The organism is Pseudomonas sp. efr-133-TYG-103a, from assembly GCF_030209235.1.
Taxonomy (GTDB): Bacteria; Pseudomonadota; Gammaproteobacteria; order Pseudomonadales; family Pseudomonadaceae; genus Aquipseudomonas.
Map to the genome: position 1 here is coordinate 269,404 of NZ_JARVSK010000001.1, position 25,672 is coordinate 295,075.

At 59.5% G+C, this 25,672-nt stretch carries 27 protein-coding genes and 1 tRNA gene; 3 read left to right on the forward strand and 25 right to left on the reverse strand.

Annotated features, from left to right (window positions below):
• Window positions 1–13 precede the first annotated feature (13 nt).
• The 15 genes from ispG to trmJ all read right to left on the reverse strand — a co-directional run bounded on the left by ispG (window position 14) and on the right by trmJ (window position 12,048).
• Window positions 14–1,123, reverse strand: a complete 1,110-nt coding sequence (gene ispG / locus QRN36_RS01230) for a flavodoxin-dependent (E)-4-hydroxy-3-methylbut-2-enyl-diphosphate synthase (protein WP_093463035.1) — start codon at window positions 1,121–1,123, stop codon at window positions 14–16.
• 3 nt (window positions 1,124–1,126) lie between these two features.
• Window positions 1,127–2,158 (reverse strand): RodZ family helix-turn-helix domain-containing protein, encoded by a 1,032-nt coding sequence (locus tag QRN36_RS01235; protein ID WP_285422472.1) that lies wholly within the window; start codon window positions 2,156–2,158, stop codon window positions 1,127–1,129.
• A complete protein-coding gene (gene pilW, locus QRN36_RS01240) occupies window positions 2,158–2,916 on the reverse strand; it encodes a type IV pilus biogenesis/stability protein PilW (protein ID WP_093463027.1) in 759 nt (252 codons plus the stop codon). Before pilW ends, QRN36_RS01235 begins: the two co-directional genes overlap by 1 nt.
• 26 nt (window positions 2,917–2,942) lie before the next feature.
• Entirely contained in the window at window positions 2,943–4,091 is a 1,149-nt protein-coding gene (rlmN, locus tag QRN36_RS01245) for a 23S rRNA (adenine(2503)-C(2))-methyltransferase RlmN (RefSeq protein ID WP_093463024.1), read from the reverse strand.
• Between the two features lie 27 nt (window positions 4,092–4,118).
• On the reverse strand, window positions 4,119–4,544 hold the full coding sequence (gene ndk / locus QRN36_RS01250) for a nucleoside-diphosphate kinase (RefSeq protein ID WP_093463021.1): 426 nt from the start codon (window positions 4,542–4,544) through the stop codon (window positions 4,119–4,121).
• A gap of 90 nt (window positions 4,545–4,634) precedes the next feature.
• Window positions 4,635–4,835 (reverse strand): Fe-S cluster assembly protein IscX, encoded by a 201-nt coding sequence (iscX, locus tag QRN36_RS01255; RefSeq protein WP_285422473.1) that lies wholly within the window; start codon window positions 4,833–4,835, stop codon window positions 4,635–4,637.
• A gap of 13 nt (window positions 4,836–4,848) precedes the next feature.
• Complete coding sequence (gene fdx, locus QRN36_RS01260) at window positions 4,849–5,190, reverse strand: ISC system 2Fe-2S type ferredoxin (protein ID WP_093463015.1); 342 nt, start codon at window positions 5,188–5,190, stop codon at window positions 4,849–4,851.
• A gap of 3 nt (window positions 5,191–5,193) precedes the next feature.
• Window positions 5,194–7,056 (reverse strand): Fe-S protein assembly chaperone HscA, encoded by a 1,863-nt coding sequence (hscA, locus tag QRN36_RS01265; RefSeq protein WP_285422474.1) that lies wholly within the window; start codon window positions 7,054–7,056, stop codon window positions 5,194–5,196.
• Window positions 7,057–7,102: 46 nt separating this feature from the next.
• Window positions 7,103–7,621, reverse strand: coding sequence for a co-chaperone HscB (hscB, locus tag QRN36_RS01270; RefSeq protein ID WP_285422475.1), 519 nt, complete (start codon window positions 7,619–7,621; stop codon window positions 7,103–7,105).
• Between the two features lie 8 nt (window positions 7,622–7,629).
• On the reverse strand, window positions 7,630–7,953 hold the full coding sequence (gene iscA / locus QRN36_RS01275) for an iron-sulfur cluster assembly protein IscA (RefSeq protein WP_093463007.1): 324 nt from the start codon (window positions 7,951–7,953) through the stop codon (window positions 7,630–7,632).
• Between the two features lie 51 nt (window positions 7,954–8,004).
• On the reverse strand, window positions 8,005–8,391 hold the full coding sequence (iscU, locus tag QRN36_RS01280; RefSeq protein ID WP_093463004.1) for a Fe-S cluster assembly scaffold IscU: 387 nt from the start codon (window positions 8,389–8,391) through the stop codon (window positions 8,005–8,007).
• Between the two features lie 180 nt (window positions 8,392–8,571).
• Window positions 8,572–9,786 (reverse strand): IscS subfamily cysteine desulfurase, encoded by a 1,215-nt coding sequence (locus QRN36_RS01285; protein WP_285422476.1) that lies wholly within the window; start codon window positions 9,784–9,786, stop codon window positions 8,572–8,574.
• A gap of 44 nt (window positions 9,787–9,830) precedes the next feature.
• Window positions 9,831–10,322 (reverse strand): Fe-S cluster assembly transcriptional regulator IscR, encoded by a 492-nt coding sequence (gene iscR, locus QRN36_RS01290; RefSeq protein WP_285422477.1) that lies wholly within the window; start codon window positions 10,320–10,322, stop codon window positions 9,831–9,833.
• 170 nt (window positions 10,323–10,492) lie between these two features.
• Window positions 10,493–11,275: a serine O-acetyltransferase gene (gene cysE / locus QRN36_RS01295; protein WP_285422478.1), complete on the reverse strand. Its 783-nt coding sequence runs from the start codon at window positions 11,273–11,275 to the stop codon at window positions 10,493–10,495.
• A complete protein-coding gene (gene trmJ, locus QRN36_RS01300; protein ID WP_285422479.1) occupies window positions 11,275–12,048 on the reverse strand; it encodes a tRNA (cytosine(32)/uridine(32)-2'-O)-methyltransferase TrmJ in 774 nt (257 codons plus the stop codon). The genes cysE and trmJ overlap by 1 nt, the downstream gene beginning before the upstream one ends.
• A gap of 237 nt (window positions 12,049–12,285) precedes the next feature.
• Here trmJ and suhB point away from each other — a divergent pair, with 237 nt between their 5' ends.
• Window positions 12,286–13,101, forward strand: coding sequence for an inositol-phosphate phosphatase (gene suhB / locus QRN36_RS01305; protein WP_093462988.1), 816 nt, complete (start codon window positions 12,286–12,288; stop codon window positions 13,099–13,101).
• 39 nt (window positions 13,102–13,140) lie between these two features.
• On the opposite strand, the gene QRN36_RS01310 is transcribed toward suhB, so the two are convergent.
• Window positions 13,141–14,076, reverse strand: a complete 936-nt coding sequence (locus tag QRN36_RS01310) for a LysR substrate-binding domain-containing protein (RefSeq protein ID WP_285422480.1) — start codon at window positions 14,074–14,076, stop codon at window positions 13,141–13,143.
• Window positions 14,077–14,210: 134 nt separating this feature from the next.
• Between QRN36_RS01310 and QRN36_RS01315 the strand changes: the two genes are divergently transcribed.
• The gene (locus QRN36_RS01315; RefSeq protein ID WP_285422481.1) at window positions 14,211–15,455 is read left to right on the forward strand and encodes a cation:dicarboxylate symporter family transporter; all 1,245 of its coding nucleotides are present in this window, start codon (window positions 14,211–14,213) and stop codon (window positions 15,453–15,455) included.
• Window positions 15,456–15,541: 86 nt separating this feature from the next.
• On the opposite strand, the gene QRN36_RS01320 is transcribed toward QRN36_RS01315, so the two are convergent.
• The 8 genes from QRN36_RS01320 to queA all read right to left on the reverse strand — a co-directional run bounded on the left by QRN36_RS01320 (window position 15,542) and on the right by queA (window position 24,781).
• Window positions 15,542–17,140 (reverse strand): argininosuccinate lyase, encoded by a 1,599-nt coding sequence (locus QRN36_RS01320; protein WP_285422482.1) that lies wholly within the window; start codon window positions 17,138–17,140, stop codon window positions 15,542–15,544.
• A 65-nt stretch (window positions 17,141–17,205) separates the two neighbouring features.
• On the reverse strand, window positions 17,206–18,450 hold the full coding sequence (locus QRN36_RS01325; protein ID WP_285422483.1) for an OprD family porin: 1,245 nt from the start codon (window positions 18,448–18,450) through the stop codon (window positions 17,206–17,208).
• Window positions 18,451–18,667: 217 nt separating this feature from the next.
• Complete coding sequence (locus tag QRN36_RS01330) at window positions 18,668–19,213, reverse strand: glycine zipper 2TM domain-containing protein (RefSeq protein WP_093462975.1); 546 nt, start codon at window positions 19,211–19,213, stop codon at window positions 18,668–18,670.
• Window positions 19,214–19,328: 115 nt separating this feature from the next.
• Complete coding sequence (gene secF / locus QRN36_RS01335; protein WP_093462973.1) at window positions 19,329–20,240, reverse strand: protein translocase subunit SecF; 912 nt, start codon at window positions 20,238–20,240, stop codon at window positions 19,329–19,331.
• Window positions 20,241–20,249: 9 nt separating this feature from the next.
• Window positions 20,250–22,118, reverse strand: coding sequence for a protein translocase subunit SecD (gene secD, locus QRN36_RS01340; protein ID WP_285422484.1), 1,869 nt, complete (start codon window positions 22,116–22,118; stop codon window positions 20,250–20,252).
• A gap of 62 nt (window positions 22,119–22,180) precedes the next feature.
• Window positions 22,181–22,516 (reverse strand): preprotein translocase subunit YajC, encoded by a 336-nt coding sequence (yajC, locus tag QRN36_RS01345; protein WP_002552468.1) that lies wholly within the window; start codon window positions 22,514–22,516, stop codon window positions 22,181–22,183.
• Window positions 22,517–22,571: 55 nt separating this feature from the next.
• On the reverse strand, window positions 22,572–23,687 hold the full coding sequence (gene tgt, locus QRN36_RS01350) for a tRNA guanosine(34) transglycosylase Tgt (protein WP_285422584.1): 1,116 nt from the start codon (window positions 23,685–23,687) through the stop codon (window positions 22,572–22,574).
• Between the two features lie 14 nt (window positions 23,688–23,701).
• Window positions 23,702–24,781, reverse strand: a complete 1,080-nt coding sequence (gene queA / locus QRN36_RS01355) for a tRNA preQ1(34) S-adenosylmethionine ribosyltransferase-isomerase QueA (protein ID WP_285422485.1) — start codon at window positions 24,779–24,781, stop codon at window positions 23,702–23,704.
• A 108-nt stretch (window positions 24,782–24,889) separates the two neighbouring features.
• On the opposite strand from queA, the gene QRN36_RS01360 reads away from it, so the two are divergent.
• Window positions 24,890–24,974, forward strand: a tRNA-Leu gene (locus QRN36_RS01360).
• Between the two features lie 298 nt (window positions 24,975–25,272).
• Here the strand turns inward: QRN36_RS01360 and QRN36_RS01365 are convergent.
• Window positions 25,273–25,668, reverse strand: coding sequence for a hypothetical protein (locus QRN36_RS01365; protein WP_285422486.1), 396 nt, complete (start codon window positions 25,666–25,668; stop codon window positions 25,273–25,275).
• Window positions 25,669–25,672: the final 4 nt, after the last annotated feature.

Sequence of the window (25,672 nt, forward strand, 5' to 3'; positions counted from 1 at the left end):
CTTGGAAACTGGGTTAGCCGCGAACGATCAGCGCTGCGTCGGCCTGGGCCTTTTCGGCCGCTTTCTCACGGATCAAGCGCTCCAGCTCGTCCACGAGATTGTCATTGGTCAGCTTTTGCGATGGTTTGCCGTCGATGTAGATCAGGTTCGGCGTGCCACCGGTGAGACCGATATGGGCCTCCTTGGCTTCGCCCGGACCGTTCACCACGCAACCGATCACCGCGACATCCAGCGGGACCAGCAGATCTTCAAGGCGCCCTTCCAGCTCGTTCATGGTCTTGACCACATCGAAGTTCTGCCGCGAGCAGCTCGGGCAGGCGATGAAGTTGATGCCACGGGAACGCAGGTGCAGCGACTTGAGGATGTCGTAACCGACTTTGACCTCTTCAACGGGATCGGCGGCCAGCGAGATACGGATGGTATCGCCGATTCCTTCGGCCAGCAGCATACCTAGGCCGACGGCCGATTTCACTGTGCCTGAACGCAAACCACCCGCTTCGGTGATGCCAAGGTGCAATGGCTGGACGATTTGCCTGGCCAGCAGGCGGTAAGCCTCCACTGCCATGAACACATCGGAGGCCTTGACGCTGACCTTGAAATCCTGGAAATCGAGGCGGTCGAGGTGCTCGACGTGGCGCAGTGCCGACTCGACCAGCGCTGCGGGCGTAGGCTCGCCGTATTTCTTCTGCAGGTCTTTTTCCAGCGAGCCGGCGTTGACGCCGATCCGGATCGGGATGCCGCGGTCGCGTGCCGCATCGACCACGGCACGCACGCGGTCTTCACGACCGATGTTGCCCGGGTTGATACGCAGGCAGTCGACGCCCAGCTCCGCCACACGCAGGGCAATCTTGTAGTCGAAATGAATATCGGCAACCAGTGGCACCTTGACCAGCTGCTTGATGCGCCCGAATGCCTCGGCGGCATCCATGTCCGGAACGGATACGCGGACAATGTCCACCCCGGCCGCTTCCAGACGATTGATCTGCGCAACGGTGGCGGCAACATCATTGGTGTCGCTGTTGGTCATGCTCTGTACAGCGATCGGCGCATCACCGCCAACCGGCACGGAGCCGACCCAGATTTTACGAGATTCGCGACGTTTGATCGGAGATTCGCCGTGCATGACTTATTGCCCTAGCTTCATGCGAGCCGTCTGGCCCGAAGTGAAAGGTGTGACGTCGACCGGCTGCCCGTTGTAGCTGACCTGTGCAGCGCGCGCTACGCCCAGGCGCACGGCCAGAGGCGGCTTGCCGCTGACGTCCACGCTGTCGCCGGAGCGCTTGAGGCCGCTGGTCAGCACCTTGCCGTTGCCATCGGTGATCTGGAACCAGCAGTCGGCGCTGAACCGGATCTGAACCTGACCGAAACCGGCAGGCACCGGGGTCGCTTCCGTAGCCGCCGCCGCAGGTGCCTGAGCCGGAGCCTGCGTGGCCGCCACGGCAGGCGCGCCAGGCGTCGGTGCGGTGTGCGCGGGCACAGCCGGCGTTGCGGGCGTGCCATGGGCCGGCGCAGTCCCGGTTGCCGGAGCCGTCGTCACCGGTGCAGGCGTGTTCGGCGCGGTCGAAGTGGTCGGCGCAGAGGCAGAAGTGTCGCCGTTATTCAGGGGCAGCGGCTCGGGCTCGGCCTGGCCCTGGGCGACAGCCTGGTCTTCAGGTTCGTCGAGCGGATGAATCTGGGTGGTACCGTCGGCGCTTTCGACTTCGACGTGCTCCATGCCCAGATTGGTCGGCTCCTTGCCGCGCAGGGTGGCCTGATCCTGCCACCACACGAAACCGCCGCCGATCAAGGCGATGAGCAGCAGAAGACTGACGATTCGCAGGATGTTGTGCGACAGGCGCACCGGCTCTTCGATGCGACCAAGCGCATGAACATTGCTGCCCTTGCCGTCGGTGCCGGTGTACTGGTCGAACTCGTTGACCAGCGCGGCCTGGTCCAGACCCATCAATTTGGCGTACGCACGGATGTAGCCCCTGGCAAACGTGTGGCCGGGGAGCTTGTCAAAATCGCCTGCTTCCAGATAGCCCAGGGAAGTCACGGTGAGGTTCAGCCTCAAAGCCACATCTGGCAGCGACCAGTTTTTGCTCTCGCGAACCTGACGCAGTGTTTCACCAGGGTTCGAGCGAGTGGCTGCTACAACTTCGGGATGCGCCGCTTTCATCATTGCTCCGACAGGTATTGCTGATATTCCGGCGTACCGGGATAGAGTCTTTTTAGTAGCAGGCCATAACTGGCTGCCTTGTTGCGATCGTCATAGATCTTCGCCAGCCGCGTGCCGAGCAACAGACTACGTGCATTCTGCTCGCTCAACTGGCTGAAACGGTCGTAGTAGTCACGCGCCGGCACATAATGCCTGTCTTCGTAAGACAACTCAGCCATTTCCAGCAAAGCACGCGGTTGTTGACGATCGAGTCGCAAGGCCTTGTCGAAATGCTCGCGAGCCGTTTCACGATCCCCCAGCATCAGGGAGGTCATGCCAAGGTTCTCGAATACCCGAGCCCGCTCGGCGTAGAGGTTATCATCGGCAGCCTGCTCGAAGCGCTCATAAGCTTCCTTGTAACGCTTCTGCTCGTAGAGAAAGCCGCCGTAGTTGTTGAGGATCCGCGCATCCTTGGGACGTGCGGACAACGCCTTGGTGTAGTACTGATTGGCCAGTTCCGGCTCCATCTCAGCCTGGAACACCAGACCGAGAGCAGCATTGGCATCGGCGTCGGAGCTGTCCAGTTCCAGCGCTTTCTTCAAAGGCGCCTTTGCCCGCTCCATCTGCCCTTGCTGCAGGTAACCCAGCCCCAACTGCACGTAAGCCTGACGAGCCTCTTCACGCCCCTTGCCTGTGCTCAGCGGATCAACGTTGCCGGTAGAAACACAGCCGACCAGCAATGTGGCAAGACACAGCAGCAGCGCAGCGCGCAGGGACATAGAGATCCTCTCAGTCAAATTCGCAGTCAGTTGCGGGCCGTGGCGACCTGAGCCCCTTCGGCCTCGGCGCTGAGTTCGCGCACGGCGATGTAGCGCTCGCTGCGGCGGGTGCGATCCATCACCTGGCCGACCAGCTGGCCGCAGGCGGCGTCGATGTCCTCGCCACGCGTGGTACGTACAGTGACGTTATATCCGGCGTGATGAAGCAGATCCTGGAAACGGCGGATCGCGTTATTGCTGGGACGCTCGTAACCCGAATGCGGAAACGGGTTGAACGGGATCAGGTTGATCTTGCAAGGGGTGTCCTTGAGCAGCTCGATCATTTCAACGGCGTGCTCAGGCTTGTCGTTGACGTCCTTGAGCAGGGTGTATTCGATGGTCAATACGCGCTTCTCGCCGAGGGCCGACATGTAATTGCGGCACGACTCGAGCAACATCTTGAGCGGGTATTTCTTGTTGATCGGCACCAGCTGGTTGCGCAGCGCGTCATTCGGCGCGTGCAGCGAAAGGGCCAGGGAGACGTCGATGTGCTTGGCAAGCTCATCGATCATCGGCACCACGCCAGAGGTGGACAAGGTCACCCGGCGCTTGGAGATGCCGTAGCCCAGGTCATCCATCATCAGATGCATGGCGGACACGACATTGTCGAAGTTCAGCAATGGCTCGCCCATCCCCATCATCACCACGTTGGTGATGGCACGGTCGATGGTGGCCGGGACACTGCCGAAGGATTTGTTGGCAATCCACACCTGCCCGATGACTTCGGCGGCGGTGAGGTTGCTGTTGAAGCCTTGCTTGCCGGTGGAGCAGAAACTGCAGTCCAGCGCGCAGCCCGCCTGGGACGACACACACAAGGTGCCGCGTTTGCCCTGCGGAATGTAAACGGTCTCGACGCAGCTGCCGGACGCCACGCGCACCACCCACTTACGGGTGCCGTCGCTTGAGATGTCCTCGCTGACGACTTCGGGACCACGAATTTCGGCTCGACGCTCGAGCTTTTCGCGCAGCGCCTTGCCGACGTTCGTCATGGCTTCGAAATTATCGACGCCAAAATGGTGAATCCACTTCATGACCTGACCGGCGCGGAAGCGTTTCTCCCCGATTGACTCGAAGAATTTTTCCATTTCCGGCTGGGTCAGGCCCAACAGGTTGATTTTGCCAGTTGTCTCAGTCATGGATTCACCCTCACTCGCAGCAGCAGCTTAGCGAGTGGTTACCTCGGTAGCAGCGAAGAAGTAAGCGATTTCGCGAGCGGCAGCGGCTTCGGAGTCCGAACCGTGGACGGCGTTGGCGTCGATGGACTCGGCGAAGTCAGCACGGATGGTGCCGGCAGCAGCTTCTTTAGGGTTGGTAGCGCCCATCAGCTCACGGTTGCGAGCGATAGCGTTTTCGCCTTCCAGAACCTGAACAACGACAGGACCGGAAGTCATGAAGGCAACCAGGTCACCGAAGAAACCACGGGCGCTGTGCTCAGCGTAGAAACCTTCTGCTTCGGCCTTGGACAGTTGCTTCATTTTCGAAGCAACTACACGCAGACCGGCGTCTTCGAAACGGGTGGTGATCTTGCCCACAACGTTTTTAGCAACGGCGTCAGGCTTGATGATCGAGAAAGTACGTTGAACAGCCATGGTGTAACTCCAGAAACAGTGATTGTTGCGAAAAATTAAACCCGCGAATTATACGCGGGTTCTGGTGTATTGCCTAACGTGCAAAGATGATCAGTCTATTTCATCGGCCCAGAGGGTCTGGACCGCTTCCAGTACCTTCTCGCCGACTCGACCGGATGTCTCGTCGAAACCCGGCAGTTGCCGGATCATCTGCTGCAGTTTGACGAAGCTGACCGAATAGGGATCGGTATCAGGATGAGCCTCGTGCAACTCTTCAGCGATGCGTTGTACGTCATTCCAACCGTAGCTCATGACAATCCCTCAGTCAGTGCGGCGCTTCGGCTGCATGGTTAAGCGAATATTTCGGAATCTCGACGGTCAGGTCTTCGGTGCCCACCTTCGCCTGACAGGCGAGACGAGACGTCGCTTCCAGACCCCAGGCACGATCGAGATAGTCTTCCTCCAGCTCATCGGCCTCCTCCAGCGAATTGAAACCCTCGCGGATGACGCAATGACAAGTGGTGCAGGCGCACACGCCGCCACACGCACTTTCCATCTCGATGTGGTGCTCGTGGGCCAGCTCAAGGATGGATATGCCCGGCTCGGCCTCGACCACCAGCCCGTCCGGACAGAACTCCTTGTGGGGCAGAAAAATGACCTGCGGCATCAGTTATTCCTCAATCTCATTCAGGTTGCGCCCCGACAACGCGGCTTTCACCGTCGAGTCCAGGCGGCGGGCGGCGAATGCATCGGTTACCTGCGACAGACGCTTGGTCTGTTGCTCGATAGCCGCGCCATCGGTGCCCTTCATCAATTCACGCAGTTCATCCATCTGCAGCGCAATGACCATGCGCTCTTCGGCGTCGAGCAAACGCTCGCCGTCGGCTTGCAACGCACCTTCCACGGCCTCGATCAGACGCTGGGCGTCGACCTGTTGCTCACGCAGAACGCGGGCCACCTTGTCGTCACCGGCATACTGGAAGGAGTCCTTGAGCATGCGCGTGATTTCGCCGTCGGTCAGGCCATAGGATGGCTTGACCTGAATGCTCGACTCGACGCCCGACGCCAACTCGCGCGCTGAAACGCTGAGCAGACCATCAGCATCGACCTGGAAGGTGACGCGAATTTTCGCCGCGCCAGCGACCATCGCTGGAATGCCGCGCAGGTCGAATCGTGCCAGCGAGCGGCAATCGCTGATCAACTCACGCTCGCCTTGCAGCACGTGAATCATCATCGCCGACTGGCCGTCTTTGTAGGTGGTGAATTCCTGAGCGCGCGCCACCGGAATCGTGGTGTTGCGCGGAATCACCTTCTCCATCAGGCCGCCCATGGTTTCAAGCCCCAGGGACAGTGGAATCACGTCGAGCAACAGCAGCTCACCGCCATCACGCTTGTTGCCGGCCAGCGTATCGGCCTGAATCGCGGCACCGATGGCAACCACCTGATCCGGATCGATCTCGGTCAATGGTTGGCGCCCGAACAGCTCGGCCACCGCCTCGCGCACGCGCGGCACGCGGGTGGAGCCGCCGACCATGACGACCGCCTCGATCTCTTCCAGCTCGATGCCACAGTCGCGAACCGCACGCCGACAGGCCTTCAGGCTGCGCGCGATCATCGGCTCGATCAGCGCGTCGAAAGCGGCGCGGGTCAGCACGCCGGACCACGAGCCATGAACGACGTCGACCGCGTCGGTGTCAGTCAAGGCTTCCTTGGCCGCACACGCAGTCTGCATCAGGCTGCGCTGAGCGGAAGGATCAAGATCGTCGGACAAACCGGCTTCAGCAATGATCCAGCTGGCGATGGCATGGTCGAAGTCGTCGCCACCCAGCGCGCTGTCGCCGCCGGTCGCCATGACTTCGAACACGCCGCCGGTCAGGCGCAGGATCGAGATATCGAACGTGCCGCCACCCAGGTCGTAAATTGCCACGACGCCTTCGGCGTTCTGGTCCAGACCGTAGGCGACCGCCGCGGCCGTGGGCTCGTTGAGCAGGCGAAGGACCGTCAGCCCTGCCAGCTTGGCGGCATCTTTGGTCGCCTGCCGCTGGGCATCGTCGAAGTACGCCGGAACGGTGATGACCGCGCCGACCAGATCACCGCCCAGCGTTGCTTCGGCACGCTGACGCAACACTTTGAGGATGTCGGCCGAGACCTCGACCGGGCTTTTCGGCCCCTGAACGGTCTCGATGAACGGCATGTGCGACTCACCCCCGCTGAAGCGGTAAGGCAATTGCCCACCCAGATGCTTCACATCGGAGATGCCGCGGCCCATAAGGCGCTTGACGGAGATGACGGTGTTGAGCGGATCGCTCGCGGCAGCATCCTTGGCCAACTGACCGACTTCGACGCGGTCGGCGTGATAGCGGACGGCCGAGGGCAGAATGACCTCTCCGTTCTGGTCGGGAAGCGGCTCGCTGATGCCGCTGCGCAGCGCAGCCACGAGCGAATTGGTGGTGCCGAGATCTATCCCGACGGCCAGACGGCGCTGATGAGGTTTTGGACTTTGGCCGGGTTCGGCGATCTGCAGTAGAGCCATTGCTTTTCTGATATCACTGGCGCGCCGCCCAGAAGGCGGCGCGGGGTTAATCGTCGAGGCGCTCTTCCAGCTGGCGCACTTCGTAGGAGAGCTTGTCGAGGAACTGCATGCGGCGCATCAGCCTTTCAGCCTGCTCACGCTGTGCAGCATCGTCCCAACAGGCCGCGAAGCTTTCGTTCAGTTCTTCCTGTGCAACCTTGAGCCGGCGCTTGAAAACGGCCACACCCTCCAGGTCCGCTTCATCCTGCAGATCCTCGAGTTCTTCGCGCCATTGCATCTGCTGCATCAGAAAATCGGGATCGTGCACGGTGACTTCCAGCGGAACCTCGCCCTTGAGGGCCAGCAGATAACGCGCCCGTTTCGGCGCGCTTTTCAAGGTCTGGTAGGCATCGTTCAGGCTTGCGGAGCGCTCCAGCGCAACACGCTGCTCAGACTCCGAAGCGTCGGCAAAGCGGTCGGGGTGCACGCTGCGCGCAAGTTCGCGATAACGCGAGGCAAGCGCGTCCAGATCCAGACGAAAACCCGGCTGCAAATCAAAAAGAGCGAAATGACAAGGAGTACCCACAATAAGCCTCAGACGTTGAAGCTTTCGCCGCAGCCACATTCACCGCGCGAGTTGGGGTTGTTGAACTTGAAGCCTTCGTTCAACCCTTCCTTGACGAAATCAAGCTCGGTGCCGTCCAGGTAGACAAGGCTCTTGGGATCGATGATCACCTTGACGCCATGTTGTTCGAACACCGTGTCTTCGCTTTCCGGCTGATCGACGAACTCGAGCACGTAGGCCAGGCCCGAGCAACCGGTGGTACGAACGCCCAGACGAATGCCGTCACCTTTACCGCGCCCATCAAGGGAGCGACGCACGTGGTTAGCGGCAGCTTCGGTCATGCTGATAGCCATCGGATCTCCTTACTTCACGCAAGTTACTTAACGCAGCTGAGTAAGACCTGCTTACAGCAGGCCTTTCTTCTGCTTGTAATCGTGAACGGCGGCCTTGATGGCGTCTTCAGCGAGTACCGAGCAGTGGATTTTCACTGGCGGCAAGGCCAGTTCTTCAGCCAGCTGAGTATTCTTGATGGTCTCTGCCTCATCCAGCGTCTTGCCCTTCATCCACTCAGTGGCCAGGGAGCTGGAAGCGATCGCGGAGCCGCAACCGTAGGTTTTGAACTTGGCGTCTTCGATGATGCCTTGCTCGTTGACCTTGATCTGCAGGCGCATGACGTCGCCGCACGCCGGAGCGCCAACCATGCCGGTGCCGACATCAGGATCTTCCGCGTTCATCTTGCCGACGTTGCGCGGGTTCTCGTAGTGGTCAATGACCTTTTCGCTGTAAGCCATGATTCGTTCCTTTCGTCATCAGGTGAGTCGCTCTCGCGACACTTCAAACTACTGCGCTTGGTGATACTGCGTTGAAAACGGATGTCGATGCCTGACCAGAAACCTGATTCAGCCCTTTACCCGTTTCGTCCTGCCTTCCCATCACTCGCTACGAAGTGCCGCTTCTGTGGCGACTTTGAATTAGTGCGCCGCCCACTCGATCTTGGAGATGTCGACACCGTCTTTGAACATGTCCCACAGCGGCGACAGAGCGCGCAGCTTGGTGACAGCCTCGCAGACTTTCTGCGCGGCGTAATCGATCTCTTCTTCGGTGGTGAAACGGCCGAAGGTGAAACGGATCGAGCTGTGTGCCAGCTCATCGTTACGACCCAGGGCACGCAGCACGTAGGAAGGCTCGAGAGAGGCCGAGGTGCACGCCGAACCGGACGAAACCGCCAGGTCCTTGAGCGCCATGATCAGCGACTCGCCTTCGACGTAGTTGAAACTGAGGTTCAGGTTGTGAGGCACGCGAGCAGTCAGGCTGCCGTTGACGTAGAGCTCCTCAAGGTGCTCGACCTGCTTGTAGAAACGATCGCTCAACGCTTTGATGCGCACGTTCTCGCTCGCCATGTCTTCCTTGGCGATGCGGAAGGCTTCACCCATGCCGACGATCTGGTGAGTCGCCAGGGTGCCGGAACGCATGCCGCGCTCGTGACCACCGCCGTGCATGGTGGCTTCGATGCGCACGCGCGGCTTGCGGCTGACGTACAGCGCGCCGATCCCTTTCGGACCATAGGTCTTGTGGGCGGAGAAGGACATCATGTCGACTTTCAGTTTCGACAGGTCGATTTCGACCTTGCCGGTGGACTGAGCCGCATCGACATGGAACAGCACGCCGCGCGAACGGGTCAGCTCGCCAATCGCAGCGATGTCGTTGACGGTGCCGATTTCGTTGTTCACGTGCATGATCGAAACCAGGATGGTGTCGTCACGCAGAACCGCTTCGATCATGGCCGGGGTGATCAGACCATCTTCGGTCGGGTCGAGGTAAGTGACCTCGAAACCTTCACGCTCAAGCTGGCGCATGGTGTCCAGGACAGCCTTGTGCTCGATCTTGCTGGTGATCAGGTGCTTGCCCTTGGTGGAATAGAAATGCGCCGCGCCCTTGATGGCGAGGTTGTCCGATTCAGTAGCACCGGAAGTCCAGACGATTTCACGCGGATCGGCGTTGACCAGATCGGCGACCTGACGACGTGCGTTCTCGACCGACTCTTCAGCCCTCCAGCCAAAAACGTGGGAGCGCGAAGCCGGGTTACCGAAATTGCCATCAACCAGCAGGCAATCGCTCATCTTCTGCGCAACACGCGGGTCGACCGGGGTCGTCGCGGAATAATCGAGGTAAATCGGCAATCTCATTGAATATCTCCTATCGGGCAGGCGCGCCGCGCGTTCATCTGCGTTCACTCAACGGCGGATGTTTCAATCTTGTCCAGTTGCTGCATCTTGCTACCGCAACGACGCAGGTCCTGGCGTTGGGCGACTTCCTGCACTTCACGGCGAGTGACGAGGTCGGCCAGGCTGATACCGCTTAGAAATTCATGAATCTGCTGGCTGAGATCGCACCACAAGTGGTGGGTCAGACAGGTGTCACCCGCATGGCAATCACCGAGCCCCTGACAACGCGTCGCATCGACGGATTCGTTGACCGCATCGATGACCTGAGCGACCTGAATACCCTGCATGTTGCGGGACAGCTGATAGCCACCGCCCGGCCCACGCACGCTGGACACCAGATTGCTGCGGCGCAGCTTGGCGAACAGTTGCTCGAGGTAAGAAAGGGAAATCCCTTGCCGCTCGGAGATATCGGCCAGAGACACTGGCCCATGCTGCGCGTGCAACGCCAAATCAAGCATGGCAGTTACAGCGTATCGGCCCTTTGTAGTCAGTCGCATGACGTGTACCGCGGAGGTTCGGAATGAGAGCGAGTATGCTATTTCCGAGTATTTAAGTCAACTATAAGACCTAGTGAAACAGTCGGGATTACCCGCAAAAGCGCGGCGGCATGATAGCAAACGCCGGACTGAAATGGGATGCCCGCGTTTACTATACCGCGCCGCCCTTTTCAGTCCTGGACGACTTTGGTCTCAGTGCGTTCCTTGATGCAGTCGAACACTTCCTGGCGCAGCTCCGGAAGCTCTTTCTCCCGGTATTCGCAGCCAAGGCTCTTGAGCGCCTTGCCCATGTCTTCCATGCGCACATCCACTGCCTGAAGATGATCCAGCAACTGGCCGATCGCCCTGGCCACCGGGTCGGGCATGTCCTCGCTGACGCCATAGGCATCGAAACCCAGCTTCTCGGCTATGGCCTTGCGCTTGGCTTCGGCGTCATCGTCGGATTTGACGATGATGCGCCCCGGAATGCCGACCACGGTCGCACCTGCGGGCACGGGCTTGGTCACCACGGCATTGGAACCCACCTTGGCGCCAGCCCCCACCGTGAACGGCCCGAGCACTTTGGCGCCCGCCCCCACCACGACACCGGACTCAAGCGTGGGATGGCGCTTGCCTTTATTCCAGCTCGTGCCGCCCAGGGTCACGCCCTGATAAAGCGTCACATCGTCGCCAATCTCGGCGGTCTCGCCAATGACGATGCCCATGCCGTGATCGATGAAGAAACGCCTGCCGACCTTGGCACCGGGATGAATCTCGATACCGGTCAACCAGCGACCGAAATTGGAAACCATGCGCGCAGGCCACTTCAGGTCCTTGCGCCACAACCATCCGGATAACCGATGCAGCCAGATCGCGTGCATACCGGGATAGCAGGTCAGCACCTCAAACGCGTTGCGGGCCGCCGGGTCACGGTGAAACACACTTTGAATATCTTCTCGCAGGCGCTCGAACATCACTGATCCTTCCGCTTGTAGGGCTCACCGTTGGCCGCTTTCTGGGTTTCGGTGAGGATGCCACGCAAAATGCTCATTTCAGATCGATTGACAGCCGAGCGTCCGTAGAGCCGACGCAGCCGAGCCATCAGATGGCGAGGCTTCTCCGGATCGAGGAAGCCAATGTTTACAAGTGTGGCTTCAAGATGCTCATAGAATTTCTCCATCTCATCCATTGTCGCAAGCTCGGTGCTGCGTACCGAGTTCACCTCGAATTTCTCGACCTTGCTGGCCTGCCCTTCAACCGCCAGCCATGACATGCGCGTCTCGTAACTCAATACCTGAACAGCGGCCGCAAGGTTCAGGGAGCTGAACTCGGGATCGGACGGAATATGCACGTGGTAGTGACAACGCTGCAGCTCTTCGTTGGTCAGTCCCGCGTACTCGCGACCGAACACCAGCGCGATTTCCTCGCCGAGTGCCGCGTGCTCCACGGTTTTGTTGCCGGCCTCGCGAGGGTCGAGCAATGGCCAGGGAATGCGGCGATCACGCGCGCTCGTGCCCATGACCAGGCTGCAGCCGACCAGCGCTTCTTCCAGCGTGGCCACGACCTGGGCGTTCTCCAGGATGTCGCTGGCACCGGACGCCCGGGCGTCGGCATCGTGGTGCGGAAACATCGCGGGATCAACCAGCACCAGACGCGAAAGCCCCATGTTCTTCATGGCACGGGCAGCGCCACCGATATTTCCCGGATGACTGGTGCCGACCAGGACGACACGAATATTTTGCAGCAATGGTGTGGTCTCGCTAGCAGGTGAAAAGGGGGACGAATCTTACAGAAGGGGCCGGGGCAACGCCACGAACCCTTGCGTATTGTGCGTTACATACACCCTTGCACGGCCGCAGACCAGCCCGTCTTTGTTCACCTGTGCGCCGACCGGACGCATGGCAAAAGCTGCGCTCGCGCTGGAAATCATCGACAAGAACCCATAGAATGCCCGGCTCTCTTTAACGACCTAGGTGATACATCCATGCAGCCCATGCTGAATATCGCGCTGCGCGCCGCCCGCAGCGCCAGCGAATTGATTTTCCGCTCCATCGAGCGCCTGGATACCATCAAGGTCGATGAAAAAGACGCGAAAGACTACGTCACCGAAATCGATCGCGCAGCAGAAAAGACCATCGTAGATGCTCTGCTCAAGGCCTACCCTACCCACGGCATCCTCGGCGAAGAAAGCGGCCTGCATGAAGGCAGCGGCGAAGGCGCCGATTACCTGTGGGTCATCGACCCGCTGGACGGCACCACCAACTTCGTTCGCGGCGTTCCGCACTTCGCGGTCAGCATCGCCTGCAAATACCGTGGCCGCCTGGAACACGCCGTTGTTCTCGACCCGGTCCGTCAGGAAGAGTTCACCGCCAGCCGTGGCCGCGGCGCCCAGCTCAACGGTCGCCGTCTGCGCGTCAGCCCGCGCAAGAGCCTCGAAGGCGCGCTGCTGGGCACAGGTTTCCCGTTCCGCGAAAACCAACTCGACAACCTCGAAAACTACCTGAACATGTTCCGTTCGCTGGTCGGCCAGACCGCGGGTATCCGCCGCGCTGGCGCAGCCAGTCTGGATCTGGCGTACGTGGCTGCCGGTCGTTTCGACGCGTTCTGGGAATCGGGTTTGTCGGAGTGGGACATGGCTGCCGGCGCCCTGCTGATTCAGGAAGCAGGCGGTCTGGTGAGCGATTTCAATGGCGGGCACGACTTCCTTGAAAAAGGTCACATCGTTGCGGGCAACACCAAGTGCTTCAAAGCCGTACTGACCTCGATCGCGCCATACGTGCCTGCATCGCTGAAACGCTAAGCGTCTCGCAGTGAAAAAACCGGCCCTGTGCCGGTTTTTTTATGGGCGCTGTAGCGCTTTGCGCCCACTCAATTCGCGCGACAGGTCGATGAAATTCTCCAGCGGCGGCAATTGATTGAAACTGCGACAGACCAGCGTGACCGGCGCATGCAGCCGCGGTCGGGCGCCGCTGATCCTGCAATAGACGACGCTGTCCTTGTGCACATCCTTCATTGAGGCAGGCACGATGGAAATTCCCGCCCCTGCGGCGACCAGGCTGACGTTGGTGAGCATGCGCTCGACTTCGAACGCGATCCGGGGATTGAACCCGGCGTTCTGGCAGGCCGTGATGAGGTTGGCGTACATGCCCGGCGCACCGGGACGACGCACGAGAATGAACGGCTCGTCCGCCAGGCTCGTCAGCGCAATGACAGGCATCGGGTCTTGCGCAGCGTGATCTGCCAGCAAACGATGCCCGACGGGCAACGTCAGCAGCATCTCTTCATTGAGCAGCCGATGAAACTCGATGCTTTGATGGCCGCCGACGGGGGCGCGCAGAATGCCCACGTCCACGCCGCCGTCGATGGCCGCCTCGGTCAGCTGCTGGGCGCTGCCCTCCTTCAGCGAAACGGCCACGCCCGGAAAACGCTCGCGAAATGCTCGAATGATTTGCGGCGTCAGCGGATGTGCCGCTGCCGAGCTGGTGAAACCGATGCACAGTTGTCCTTCGATACCATGCGCCGCGCGGGAGGCCTTGAGCGAACCTTCCTTGACTCGCGCCAGAATGTCCTGCGCCTCTTGCAGGAACACCAGCCCGCCCGCCGTCAGATCGACACCTTTGGGGTGGCGCTTGAACAGATCGAAGCCCAGCTCATCTTCCAGCGCACGAATCTGTTGACTGAGGGGCGGCTGCTGCATGTTGAGACGCGCAGCGGCGCGGGTGAAATGCCGCTCTTCGGCCACCATGACGAAATAGCGCAGATGACGAAGCTCCATGGTGGTCTGTCCCGCAACAAGGTTTTATGATTGCCGCCCGGTCGAAGCGACATTGGCAGGCAAGCGTGCCCAATCACCGTGGGGCTGGCAAGGCACGCCCATAACAATAAATACGCTGAAATTCCGGGACACCGATGCCCACACGACTTTTGCGCAGCGCCACTCTGCACCTGCTTCTGGCCATCGCCTGCGGCGCGTTGCTGGGCCTTTTCGAGCCGCCGATTGCGGTCGAAATGAAACCCCTGAGCGATGGTTTCATCCGCATCATCGGCTGGATCATGCCGTTCATGATGTTTCTGCTGATTGCCTCTGGAGTGGCCAGCCTTCAGGTGAGGCAACGGGGGCTGGCCCGCAAGATTCTTGTTTATTTCCAGACGATGACGCTACTGGCCCTGCTGCTCGGGTGTCTGATTGCCGAACTCCTTCAGCCCGGCGCAGGTATGGGAGCCGAGCCGTTGCAGATCCCGCTGGCGCCGTTGGAAAGCGAAACGGCGCGCACCGCTTTTTCCTGGTCGGCGATGGGCACGGTGCTCGGGCGCGCGGTCACACAGAATCCGATCCTGCAGATCATGCTTGCCGGCCTGCTGACCGGGGCATTGATCGCCCGCGCCAAAGGGCACCCAGCAGCCGACGCCTTGCGTAATCTGCTTGAGAAAACCGTGGCGGTGTTGTTCAGCGTGCTGAAGCTGATACTCAGGTTTGCGCCGCTCGCGGCCTTTGGCGCCATTGCTTACACGATCGGCAAGTTCGGTCCGGCTTCCGCGGTGCCGCTGCTGAAATTCGTGGCAGTGATGTATCTGGCCAGTGCCGTGTTCGTGTTGCTGATCCTGACGCCTGTCGCCCAGGCGTCCGGCGCCTCGATCTGGCAGCTGATCGTGTACCTCAAGGACGAACTGCTGCTGGTGACCTTTACCGGTTCTTCGGTTGCCGCGCTGCCAGGCCTGATCGAGAAAATGCAGAACCTGGGCTGCAACCCACAACTCGCCCGCTTGGTGCTGACGACGGGTTACACCTTCAATTTGAACGGCTCGAACCTTTATCTGATCGTGGCTGCGGTGTTTTTAGCGCAACTGTCGGGCGTTCATCTGAGTGGGGAACAGATACTGACCTTGCTGCTGATTACTCTGGTGACCTCACTGGGGTCGACCAGCATGGCGGGCTCGGCTTTCTTCACCCTCATCGCAACCCTCAATCTGTTTCATGCGATACCGCTGGAAAGTGCAGGACTTCTGTTGGGCGTGGAGCGCTTGATGAAGTGTCGCGTGCTGACCAACGTGCTCGGCAACTGCGTGGCGTGCCTGGCCATCGCGCGCTGGCAGAAGGCTTTGGATCGAGAAACCATGAGCGACGTGATCCAGCTTCCGATCCATCGGAGCTGAATATGCAGGAGCGTTTTCGGCGGGCGTCAGCCTGATTCAGGTGACCCACTCCCACATGCGCGCCGGCCTGCAGGAGTGGGAATGAGTCAACCCTTGGACGACAGCAGCTTCTCGAAAGCCCGGTCCAGATTGCCTTCGGCCTGCGTTAGTTTTTCCCTACGCTCCCGCAACCAGGTCTGATCCGCTTCCAGCGTCTTGTGGGCTTCGGCCAGCATTCGCTTGACCTCCTGCGGCTGCGGGCCACCGGTGCCCTTGCGGGTTTTGACCATGTCCTCCGGGGATAACGCAGCGCGGAACGTCGCCTCGTCCAGAGGCAGTGAATTGGGCTTCCATTCGTACTTGTCAGCCGCTTTCGCATATAGCTTCTGTGCATCGGCGTACGGGAACGTCTTCGGCGTCAGGCCTTCGCTTCGCGCCTGTTCGACGATCATCGACGCAAAGCTGTGTCCGATGCGGAATGGCACTTTCTGCGTGCGCTCCAACGTGTCGGCCAGCTCCATCGAGGTGGTCCATTCGTTTTCCAGCTCTTCCCGTGCGCGTTGCGGATTGACCTGTAGCGCGTCGAACACCGCGTCCATTGCCGCAAACATCTCTTTGGTGGAATCGAAGACGCCCAACGAGTCGAAGGCGAACTTGTAGTCGGTCATGCCGGTGGTCACATTGTGCGCACGCAAGGTCACGGTCTGCGCCAGCCCGACCACATCTGACGCACTCTCACGAGCGCGCATCAGCAGTCCCGGATTGCGCTTCTGCGGCATGGCGCTGCTGGTGTAGGTTTTTTCTTCATCCAGCAGCAGCCAGGGACGAATCTGATGGTATTGCGTGTGAATGTCGCCAATCATCGCGCCCACGCGAATCGCCGAAGAAGACGCAATATTGGCCGCCTCGATCGGAATGTCGTAAGTCGACACCTGACTGGAATCCAGTGAGTTCTCGCGCACCCCGTCAAAGCCCAGCAACTGAGCCAGTCGTTCGCGATTCAGGGGGTAGGCCGAATTGGCAAGCACCGCCGTGCCCATCGGGCTCTGGTTCAGGCGCTGATACAGCTCGCGAATACGCTGACCGTCGCGATCGAATGCAGCCTCGAACGCCAGCAAATAGTGCGCGTAGCTGATCGGCATCGCCTGCACGCCATTGGTGTAGGCCGGCACGAGGGTATCGACGTTCTTGTCGGCCAGATCCAGTAGGCGCTTGCGCGTCGCATTCATGGCTTCGCTGTAGGCCAGCACGTCCGAGCGCAGCTTGGCCAGACGGTACGTGGCGAGCATGTCCTGACGACTCCGACCGGAATGAATCAGCGAGGCCTCCGGGCCGATCTTGTCGGTCATGATCTGTTCGAGCTGGAGCACATCGCTTGGGCGTTTGCCGTTGGGCTGATCCGCCTGATCGATGGCGTAACGCACACCCGTGGCGATCTTCTGGCCCATTTCCGGCTTGACGATGCCCTCCTCGGTCAGCATGACGATTGAGGCTTTATTGATCCGGTTCAGCCAGGAAAACTGACTTTCCGTCTTACTGCCCGCGGATTTCGATTTGTCGACCGCGGCACCGATTTTTGCCGCCTGCGCGGCGCACTGTTCCGTGGTCGCGCAGGGCAGCTCTGCGGTATTGGCCGCGTAGGCGCCGTAACTGTTGAACAGGGCGAAGGCGACGGCCAGGTGGATCAGGGTTTTTCTTGTTGGCATTGCGGGCTCCGTTGCGGCGATCGCCGAGAATGAGCGTTGTCGGGAAGTTGCTGAAATCGAACGTCTCAGAGCAGCGGCAGCGTGTAGCTGACGATGACGCGGTTCTGGTCAATGTTGTTGCCGCCGTTGCTGCGATAACTGCCGTTGCGCCACTTCAACTCGAGGTTCTTGAGCACGCCGCTCTGGAACACATACGCAATGTCCGTGTTGCGCTCCCACTCGGTGCCCTCCTTGCTTGCGCGAGCAAAGTGGTCACCTTTGAGATAGCGAGTCATGAACGTAAGGCCAGGGACGCCGACGGTTGCGAAGTCGTAGTCATAGCGCGCCTGCCATGACCGCTCTTCGGGGTTGGCGAAGTCCGGCGAGATCATCACGTAGTTGACGAGGAAGGAGTCCGTGCCTGCCAGGTGCGGAAAACCTGTTTCGCCATTCATGCGTTGATAGGCCACACCGAAACCGTGGCCGGCGATGCTGTAAGTGAACTTCGCGCCGACCGCCGTGTTGTCGATATTGGAGTTGCCATCTTTGAGGGAGCGCGCATACCGCAGATCACTTTTGATGGACTGTGATTCGCTCAGCGCCAGGTCATGCACCAGCGTGACGATGTGCTGTTTGTAGTTGTTCTCCAGGCCGCCGTAGTTATAAGACGTGGTGAGGCCTTTGGCCCAGTTGTAACTGGCACTGGCGAAATCGAAAGAATCACTTGGGCGCCCGCCTTTGATGCCCTTGGCTTCCGCTTCGATGTCTTCATGGCCGCTGTCATTGCGCTCGGTGTTGCTGGTCAGGCGACCGATATTGACGGTGGTGTCGGCAAGGTCTTTGGAGGTCAACTGCGCGCCGCGAAACGTCTGTGGCAACAAGCGACCGTCATTGGGCAAGACAGTCGGCAACCTGGGCATCAAGGTCCCCACCCGCAGCACGCTCTTGGAAATCCGGGCTTTGGCAGTAATCCCTGAACGGCCATAGTCATCGGGTGCTTTCTCGTCACCGACAGGCAGCAGGCCGGTGTTGCGCCGGTCAGGTCCGGAGTCCAGCTTGAGGCCGAAAAGTCCGAGAGCATCGACGCCAAATCCCACCGGGCCGTCGGTAAACCCGGACTCGTAATTAAGAATCAGGCCTTGGGCCCACTCGTCGCGTTTGGACTGACTCGCGCCGTCCTGTCGGTAATCGCTGTTGAAGTAGAAGTTGCGAAATTCGAGGTCTGCTTTGCTGTCTTCGAAAAAGTCCGCTTCCGCGAAGCCGGGAAAGGCGAGACTCAGTCCAAGGGCCGTAGCAGAGGTGAGGCCGAGAGATACAGGGCTTTTATGCATTATTGTTCCCGCTTGGCGCATCTGTTTTTATTAGAGTTGTTGAGGCGGACTGGCTTGAGAAACCCAGGCCCCACCACAAAAAAAGCTTACGCGGCGGGTAATCGAATTAAAAATATATAGTTACTACCGACTCAAGACTTATCGGATATGGTCTTATTTCGGGCAAAAAAAACACCCCGTATTAGGGGGTGTTTTTTAGAACGACCGGAAGTGAAGATTACTGACCGGCCTGACTCAACTCCAACTGACCGTCCTTGTTGACGGGGATCTGGCTGCCTGGGTCGCGGTCCATACGCACCTGACCGACTTTGTCGTTCAACTTGTACTTCACGTTGTAGCCCACGACCTTGTCACTGATGTCGTTGACGGTATTGCAGCGGCTTTCAGTGGTGGTGTAAGTATCGCGGTTCTGCATGCCTTCCTGAACCTTGTTGCCCGCGTAACCACCGCCAACGGCGCCCGCCACCGTTGCGATTTTCTTGCCAGTACCGCCACCTACCTGGTTACCGAGCAGGCCACCCGCTACGGCTCCGATAACGCTGCCCACAATCTGATGCTCATCCTTGACCGGAGCGCGATGGGTGACCGCGACGTCCTTGCACACCTGACGAGGGGTTTTGATTTGTTCTTTAACAGGCTCGACGGCGAGTACATCGGCATACTCGGGACCGCTTTGTTTTACGAGGCTATAGGTGGCCAAAGCACCACCGGCAGTCACACCGACAGCACCCAATACTGCACCAACTAGCAACGACTTGTTCACGTGAACCTCCTGACCATATTCAGCGCAATTGCTCGCGCTACTCCCAGCCTTGGAGCGCAAAAAAAAGCGCGAGTTCACACTCGCGCTTTTTTAAGGGATGACCGGTCAGCCATCGTCAGGGACGATCGTCGACCTTCTCGGTCGTCACTGGTGGCAGCAGGTCTTCAGTGCTCAGGTTGAGCCAGATCAGTACCACGTTGGCGATGTAGATCGACGAGTAGGTACCGGCCAGAACGCCAATGAACAGCGCGACCGAGAAACCGTGCAGGCTGTCGCCACCGAAGATCCACAGCGCCACGATGGCCAGCAGCGTGGAGATCGAAGTCGCCATGGTCCGCAGCAGCGTCTGGGTGGTCGAAATGTTGATGTTTTCGATCAGCGACGCTTTGCGCAGCAGGCGGAAGTTCTCGCGGACACGGTCGAATACCACGATCGTATCGTTGAGTGAGTAACCGATGATCGCCAGCACGGCGGCCAGCACGGTCAGGTCGAACGTCACCTGGAAGAACGACAGAATACCCATCGTCACCACCACGTCGTGGATCAGGGAAACGATGGCGCCGACCGCGAATTTCCACTGGAAGCGGAATGCCAGATAGATCAGCACGCCACCCAGCGCGAGCAGCATGCCGATGCCGCCCTGATCGCGCAGCTCTTCGCCCACTTGAGGGCCGACGAACTCGACGCGCTTGACCGTTACCGGGTTATCAGCGCCGGTGCGACGCAGCGCCTCGGCCACCTGAGCGCCCAGCTGCGGGTCTTCACCCGGCATACGCACGAGCAGGTCGGTGGTCGCGCCAAAACTCTGCACGATGGCTTCGTGATAACCCGAAGACACCAGCTCCTCGCGCACCTTGCCCAGATCGGCAGGACGCTCGTAGGTCAGCTCGATCAGCGTACCGCCGGTGAAGTCCAGACCGAAGTTGAGCCCTTTATGGAACCAGCTGAACAACGCCAGTACGGTGAGGAGCATGGTGATGGCGAACGCAACGTTGCGAACGCCCATGAAGTTGATGGTACGTTTCATGGCAGCCCCTTAAATCCACAACTTCTTGAAGTCACGACCGCCATAGATCAGGTTGACGATTGCACGCGTCACCATGATGGCTGTGAACATCGAGGTAAAGATCCCGAGCGACATGGTCACGGCGAAACCTTTGACCGGGCCTGTGCCCATGGCATACAGAATGCCGCCGACCAACAGCGAGGTCAGGTTGGCGTCGAGAATCGCGGTGTAGGCGCGGTCAAAACCTTCGTTGATCGCACGCTGCACGCTCATGCCGTTTGCCAGCTCCTCACGAATACGCGAGAAGATCAGCACGTTGGCATCGACCGCCATACCCATCGTCAACACGATACCGGCGATACCCGGCAGGGTCAGCGTTGCGCCCAGCAGCGACATCAGTGCCAGCAGCATGACCATGTTGAAGGCCAGCGCAACCGTCGCGATCAGACCGAAGAAACGGTAGATGGCGAGGATGAACAGCGAGACGAACAGCATGCCCCACAGGGATGCATGCACACCCTTGGTGATGTTGTCGGCACCCAGGCTCGGGCCAATGGTACGTTCTTCGGCGAAGTACATCGGTGCCGCCAGACCGCCGGCACGCAGCAGCAACGCAAGTTCTGACGACTCACCCTGACCGTTCAGGCCGGTGATGCGGAATTGCGCGCCCAGCGGCGACTGAATGGTCGCCAGGCTGATGATCTTCTTCTCTTCCTTGAACGTCTGAACCGGCACGTCCTTCTCGACGCCGTCCACAACCTGCCTGGTGTAGGTGGTGGTCGGTTTCTGCTCGATGAAGATCACGGCCATGCTGCGACCGACGTTGGCGCGCGTCGCGCGGCTCATCAGATCACCGCCATGACCGTCCAGCTTGATGTTCACCTGCGGACGACCGTGCTCGTCGAAGCCTGCCTTGGCATCGGTCACCTGGTCACCGGTGATGATCAAACCACGCTCGACCGCTGCTGCAGGGCGACCGCCCTCGCGGAACTCGAACATCTCAGTGGTGGCCTTGGTGTCATCCGGGCCTGCGCCCAGACGGAACTCAAGGTTGGCCGTCTTGCCGAGAATACGCTTGGCTTCGGCGGTGTCCTGCACACCCGGCAGCTCAACCACGATACGGTTGGCGCCCTGACGCTGAACCAGCGGCTCGGCCACACCGAGTTCGTTGACACGGTTACGGACGGTGGTCAGGTTTTGCTTGATCGAATATTCGCGGATCTCGGCGACCTTGGCCTGCGTCATGGCCAGGCGCAGGATCGGCATCTCGCCACGATCGCTCATGGTGATATCGAAATCGCTGTAATCCTTGCGGATCAGAGCACGGGCCTGCTCGCGGGAATCCGCGTCACTGAAGCCCAGCTGAATGGCGCCATTGTCCTGAGGCAGGCTGCGATAGCGCAGTTTTTCCTTGCGCAGCAGGCTCTTCACTTCGCCTTCGTAGACATTCAGACGAGCGCTGAGCGCCTTGTCCATGTCGACTTCAAGCAGGAAGTGCACGCCGCCGGACAAGTCCAGACCCAGTTTCATCGGCGTAGCGCCGATGCTGCGCAACCATTTTGGCGTGGTTTGCGCCAGGTTCAATGCAACGACGTAGTCGTCGCCCAGCGCCTTGCGCGCGACATCTTTGGCTGGCAGCTGGTCTTCCTGCTTGGTCAGACGCAACAAACCGCCCTTGCCATTCTCGGCCAGAGACGCGCCCTTGACCGCGATGCCAGCATCGGTAAGCGCCTTGCTTACGCGATCCAGATCAGCCTGATTGACCTGCAGCGCAGTGCTTGCGCCGCTGACCTGAATAGCCGGGTCATCAGGGTAGAGATTGGGTGCGGAATAAATAAAGCCGATCACCAGCACTGCCAGGATCAGGATGTATTTCCACAGAGGGTATTTGTTCAACATCACGCCGCCTGCTTAGAACGCGGGGCGCCTTGCGCGCCCCGTCGATTGGTAAAAGACTGGAATCAGATGGCTTTCAGAGTGCCCTTGGGCAGGGTGGCAGCGATGGCGCCCTTCTGGATCTTCAGCTCAACGGTGTCGGACACTTCGATAACCACGAAGTCGTCGGTCACTTTGTTGATCTTGCCGGCAATACCACCGGAAGTGACGACTTCATCGCCTTTCTGCAAGTTGCCCAGCAGGTTCTTCTGTTCTTTGGCACGCTTGGCCTGTGGACGCCAGATCATCAGATAGAAGATGACCAGAAAGCCGACCAGGAAAATCCACTCGAAGCCCGAACCTGCGGGGCCTGCAGCAGGTGCTGCTGCATCCGCGAAAGCGGGAGAGATGAAAAAGCTCATTTAACACTCCAGTTGCATAATTTTAATAATAGGAAGCGGTAAGACCGGATGTCGCTCAGTCCAACGGCGGCGTGGCAAGCCCGCGTTTGGCATAGAACGTGTCGACAAAGGCGGCCAATGTACCCTGTTGAATAGCCTCGCGCAAACCAGCCATAAGCAGCTGGTAATGCCGCAAATTGTGGATCGTATTGAGCATGCTCCCCAGCATTTCTCCGCACTTGTCCAGGTGATGCAGATAAGCGCGAGAGAAGTTCTTGCAGGTGTAGCAATCGCAGGTCGGATCCAGCGGCGAGTCATCGGGACGATGAAACGCATTACGAATCTTCAGGACACCGGTGTCGATGAACAGATGACCGTTGCGGGCATTGCGCGTAGGCATGACGCAGTCGAACATGTCGACTCCGCGACGCACACCTTCAACCAGGTCTTCAGGCTTGCCTACACCCATAAGGTAACGAGGTTTGTCAGCCGGCATGCGTCCTGGCAGGTAATCCAGAACCTTGATCATTTCGTGCTTGGGCTCGCCCACCGAGAGGCCGCCGATGGCCAGGCCGTCGAAGTTGAGTTCGTTCAGACCGTCCAGCGAGCGCATGCGCAGATTCTCGTGCATGCCGCCCTGCACGATGCCGAACAGCGCGGCAGTGTTTTCGCCATGGGCGATCTTCGAACGCTTGGCCCAGCGCAGCGACAGTTCCATGGAAGTACGCGCGACGTCTTCATCGGCCGGATACGGCGTGCATTCGTCGAAGATCATCACGATGTCGGAGCCCAGGTCGCGCTGAACCTGCATCGACTCTTCAGGGCCCATGAAGACCTTGGCACCGTCGACCGGCGAGGCGAAGGTCACGCCTTCTTCCTTGATCTTGCGCATGGCGCCGAGGCTGAACACCTGGAAGCCGCCGGAGTCCGTCAGAATCGGACCCTTCCATTGCATGAAATCGTGCAGATCACCGTGAGCCTTGATCACTTCGGTGCCGGGACGCAGCCACAGATGGAAGGTGTTGCCCAGAATGATCTGCGCGCCAGTGGCCTCGATATCCCGGGGCAACATGCCCTTGACGGTGCCATACGTGCCGACCGGCATGAAGGCCGGGGTTTCGACGACGCCACGCGGAAAGGTCAGACGACCACGACGAGCCTTGCCATCGGTGGCAAGCAGCTCGAACGACATACGACAGGTGCGACTCATGCTGGATCCTCTGGGGCCGAGTCCACCGGGTCATTACCCTGAGGCGCAGTCGGCGCGGGATTGCGGGTGATGAACATGGCATCCCCGTAACTGAAAAAGCGGTAACCGTGCTCCACTGCAGCCGCGTAGGCGGCCATGGTTTCCGGGTAACCGGCGAATGCCGAAACCAGCATCAAGAGCGTGGATTCAGGCAAATGAAAATTGGTGACCAGCGCATCGACCACATGGAACGGCCGGCCAGGGTAGATGAAGATATCGGTGTCGCCGCTGAATGCCTTGAGCACGCCATCCCGGGCCGCGCTTTCCAGCGAGCGCACGCTGGTCGTCCCCACTGCAACGACCCGCCCGCCGCGCGCACGGCACGCCGCGACGGCATCGACCACTTCCTGAGTGACTTCAAGCCACTCGTCGTGCATGTGGTGATCTTCGATCCGCTCGACACGCACCGGCTGAAACGTCCCCGCCCCCACGTGCAGCGTCACGAACGCAGTCTGGACGCCCTTCTCGGCAATCGCGTCCATCATGGTCCGGTCGAAATGCAGACCCGCCGTGGGCGCCGCCACCGCACCGGCCCGCTGTGCGTAAACAGTCTGATAACGCTCGCGGTCGGCGTCATCGTCCGGGCGATCTATATAAGGAGGCAGCGGCATGTGGCCCACGCGCTCGAGCAACGGCAGCACCGGCTCGGCAAAACGCAGCTCGAACAACGCATCGTGGCGCGCAACCATTTCGGCTTCGCCACCGCCATCGATCAAGATGGTCGAACCCGCTTTGGGCGACTTGCTGGAGCGTACATGAGCCAGCACGCGATGCTGATCCAGCACGCGCTCAACCAGAATTTCCAGCTTGCCGCCCGAAGCCTTCTGCCCGAACAGACGCGCCGGGATCACCCGGGTATTGTTGAAAACCATGAGATCGCCGGGACGCAGATGCTCCAGCAGATCAGTGAATTGGCGATGTGCCAGCGCGCCGCTCGGCCCGTCGAGGGTGAGCAAACGGCTGCTGCGTCGCTCGGCCAGAGGATGGCGAGCGATCAATGCATCGGGGAGTTCGAAGGTAAAGTCAGCGACACGCATGATGGGGTTCGTCTAGCAGGGCCGGGAAGTTTAGCGGAAAACCTGAAAATTGACCATGAAACATGATTGACCAACGGTAGGCTCGTCTCTATACTTCGCCGCCATTGAGCCCTGATGGCGGAATTGGTAGACGCGGCGGATTCAAAATCCGTTTTCGAAAGGAGTGGGAGTTCGAGTCTCCCTCGGGGCACCAAACAGCAGCACCTTCAAGCGGTTACGTAGCTTGAAGCACAAGAAACCGGCCAGATTTGAGCCGGTTTTTTTGTGGGCGGGATTTGACCCCGCCGAGCGTCACGACATGCAAAGTGACATTTAGGGTATTGGCCTAGCGTAGAAGCTGTCAGAAAATTTGGCCTCCCCTTAACTCTGGTCTAGCCCCAATGCATGTAGAGCGCGTCCACCATATCGAATGCAGTGAGCCGGACAACGCCGGCATGCATGTATTATTATGGCTACGAAGTGGACCATTTGACCGGTGGCCCACTCTGCCTCTAGGTTCGCCGATTTGGAAAACCAAGTTTTAATCTGAGCCACCCACCAAGGTCGTTGAGCAAGGACCTGTTTGTGTCTATCACTCTGGCCCTCAGCATTAGCGATACCTCGCCAAGCAGTTCGGGATCCTCACAACCGAATCTCTCAGGTATGAACAAAAGATCATAATCAAAAAAAATCTGGTCTACGGAAAAGTCGCCCACACTGACTTTTTTAATATATGACGAGATATCTTTTTCAAGCGAGCGAATCGCCACCCAGGATTTCGCATCGACCCATTCATTGACTATCTGCGCTAAAGGGAGCTGCGCCGTCCGCTGCTCCTCGGGCAAATGGTCTTGAACACCATCACCCAACGCCTTCATAAAATGGATTAATTCCACATAGCTGCGCATGAGC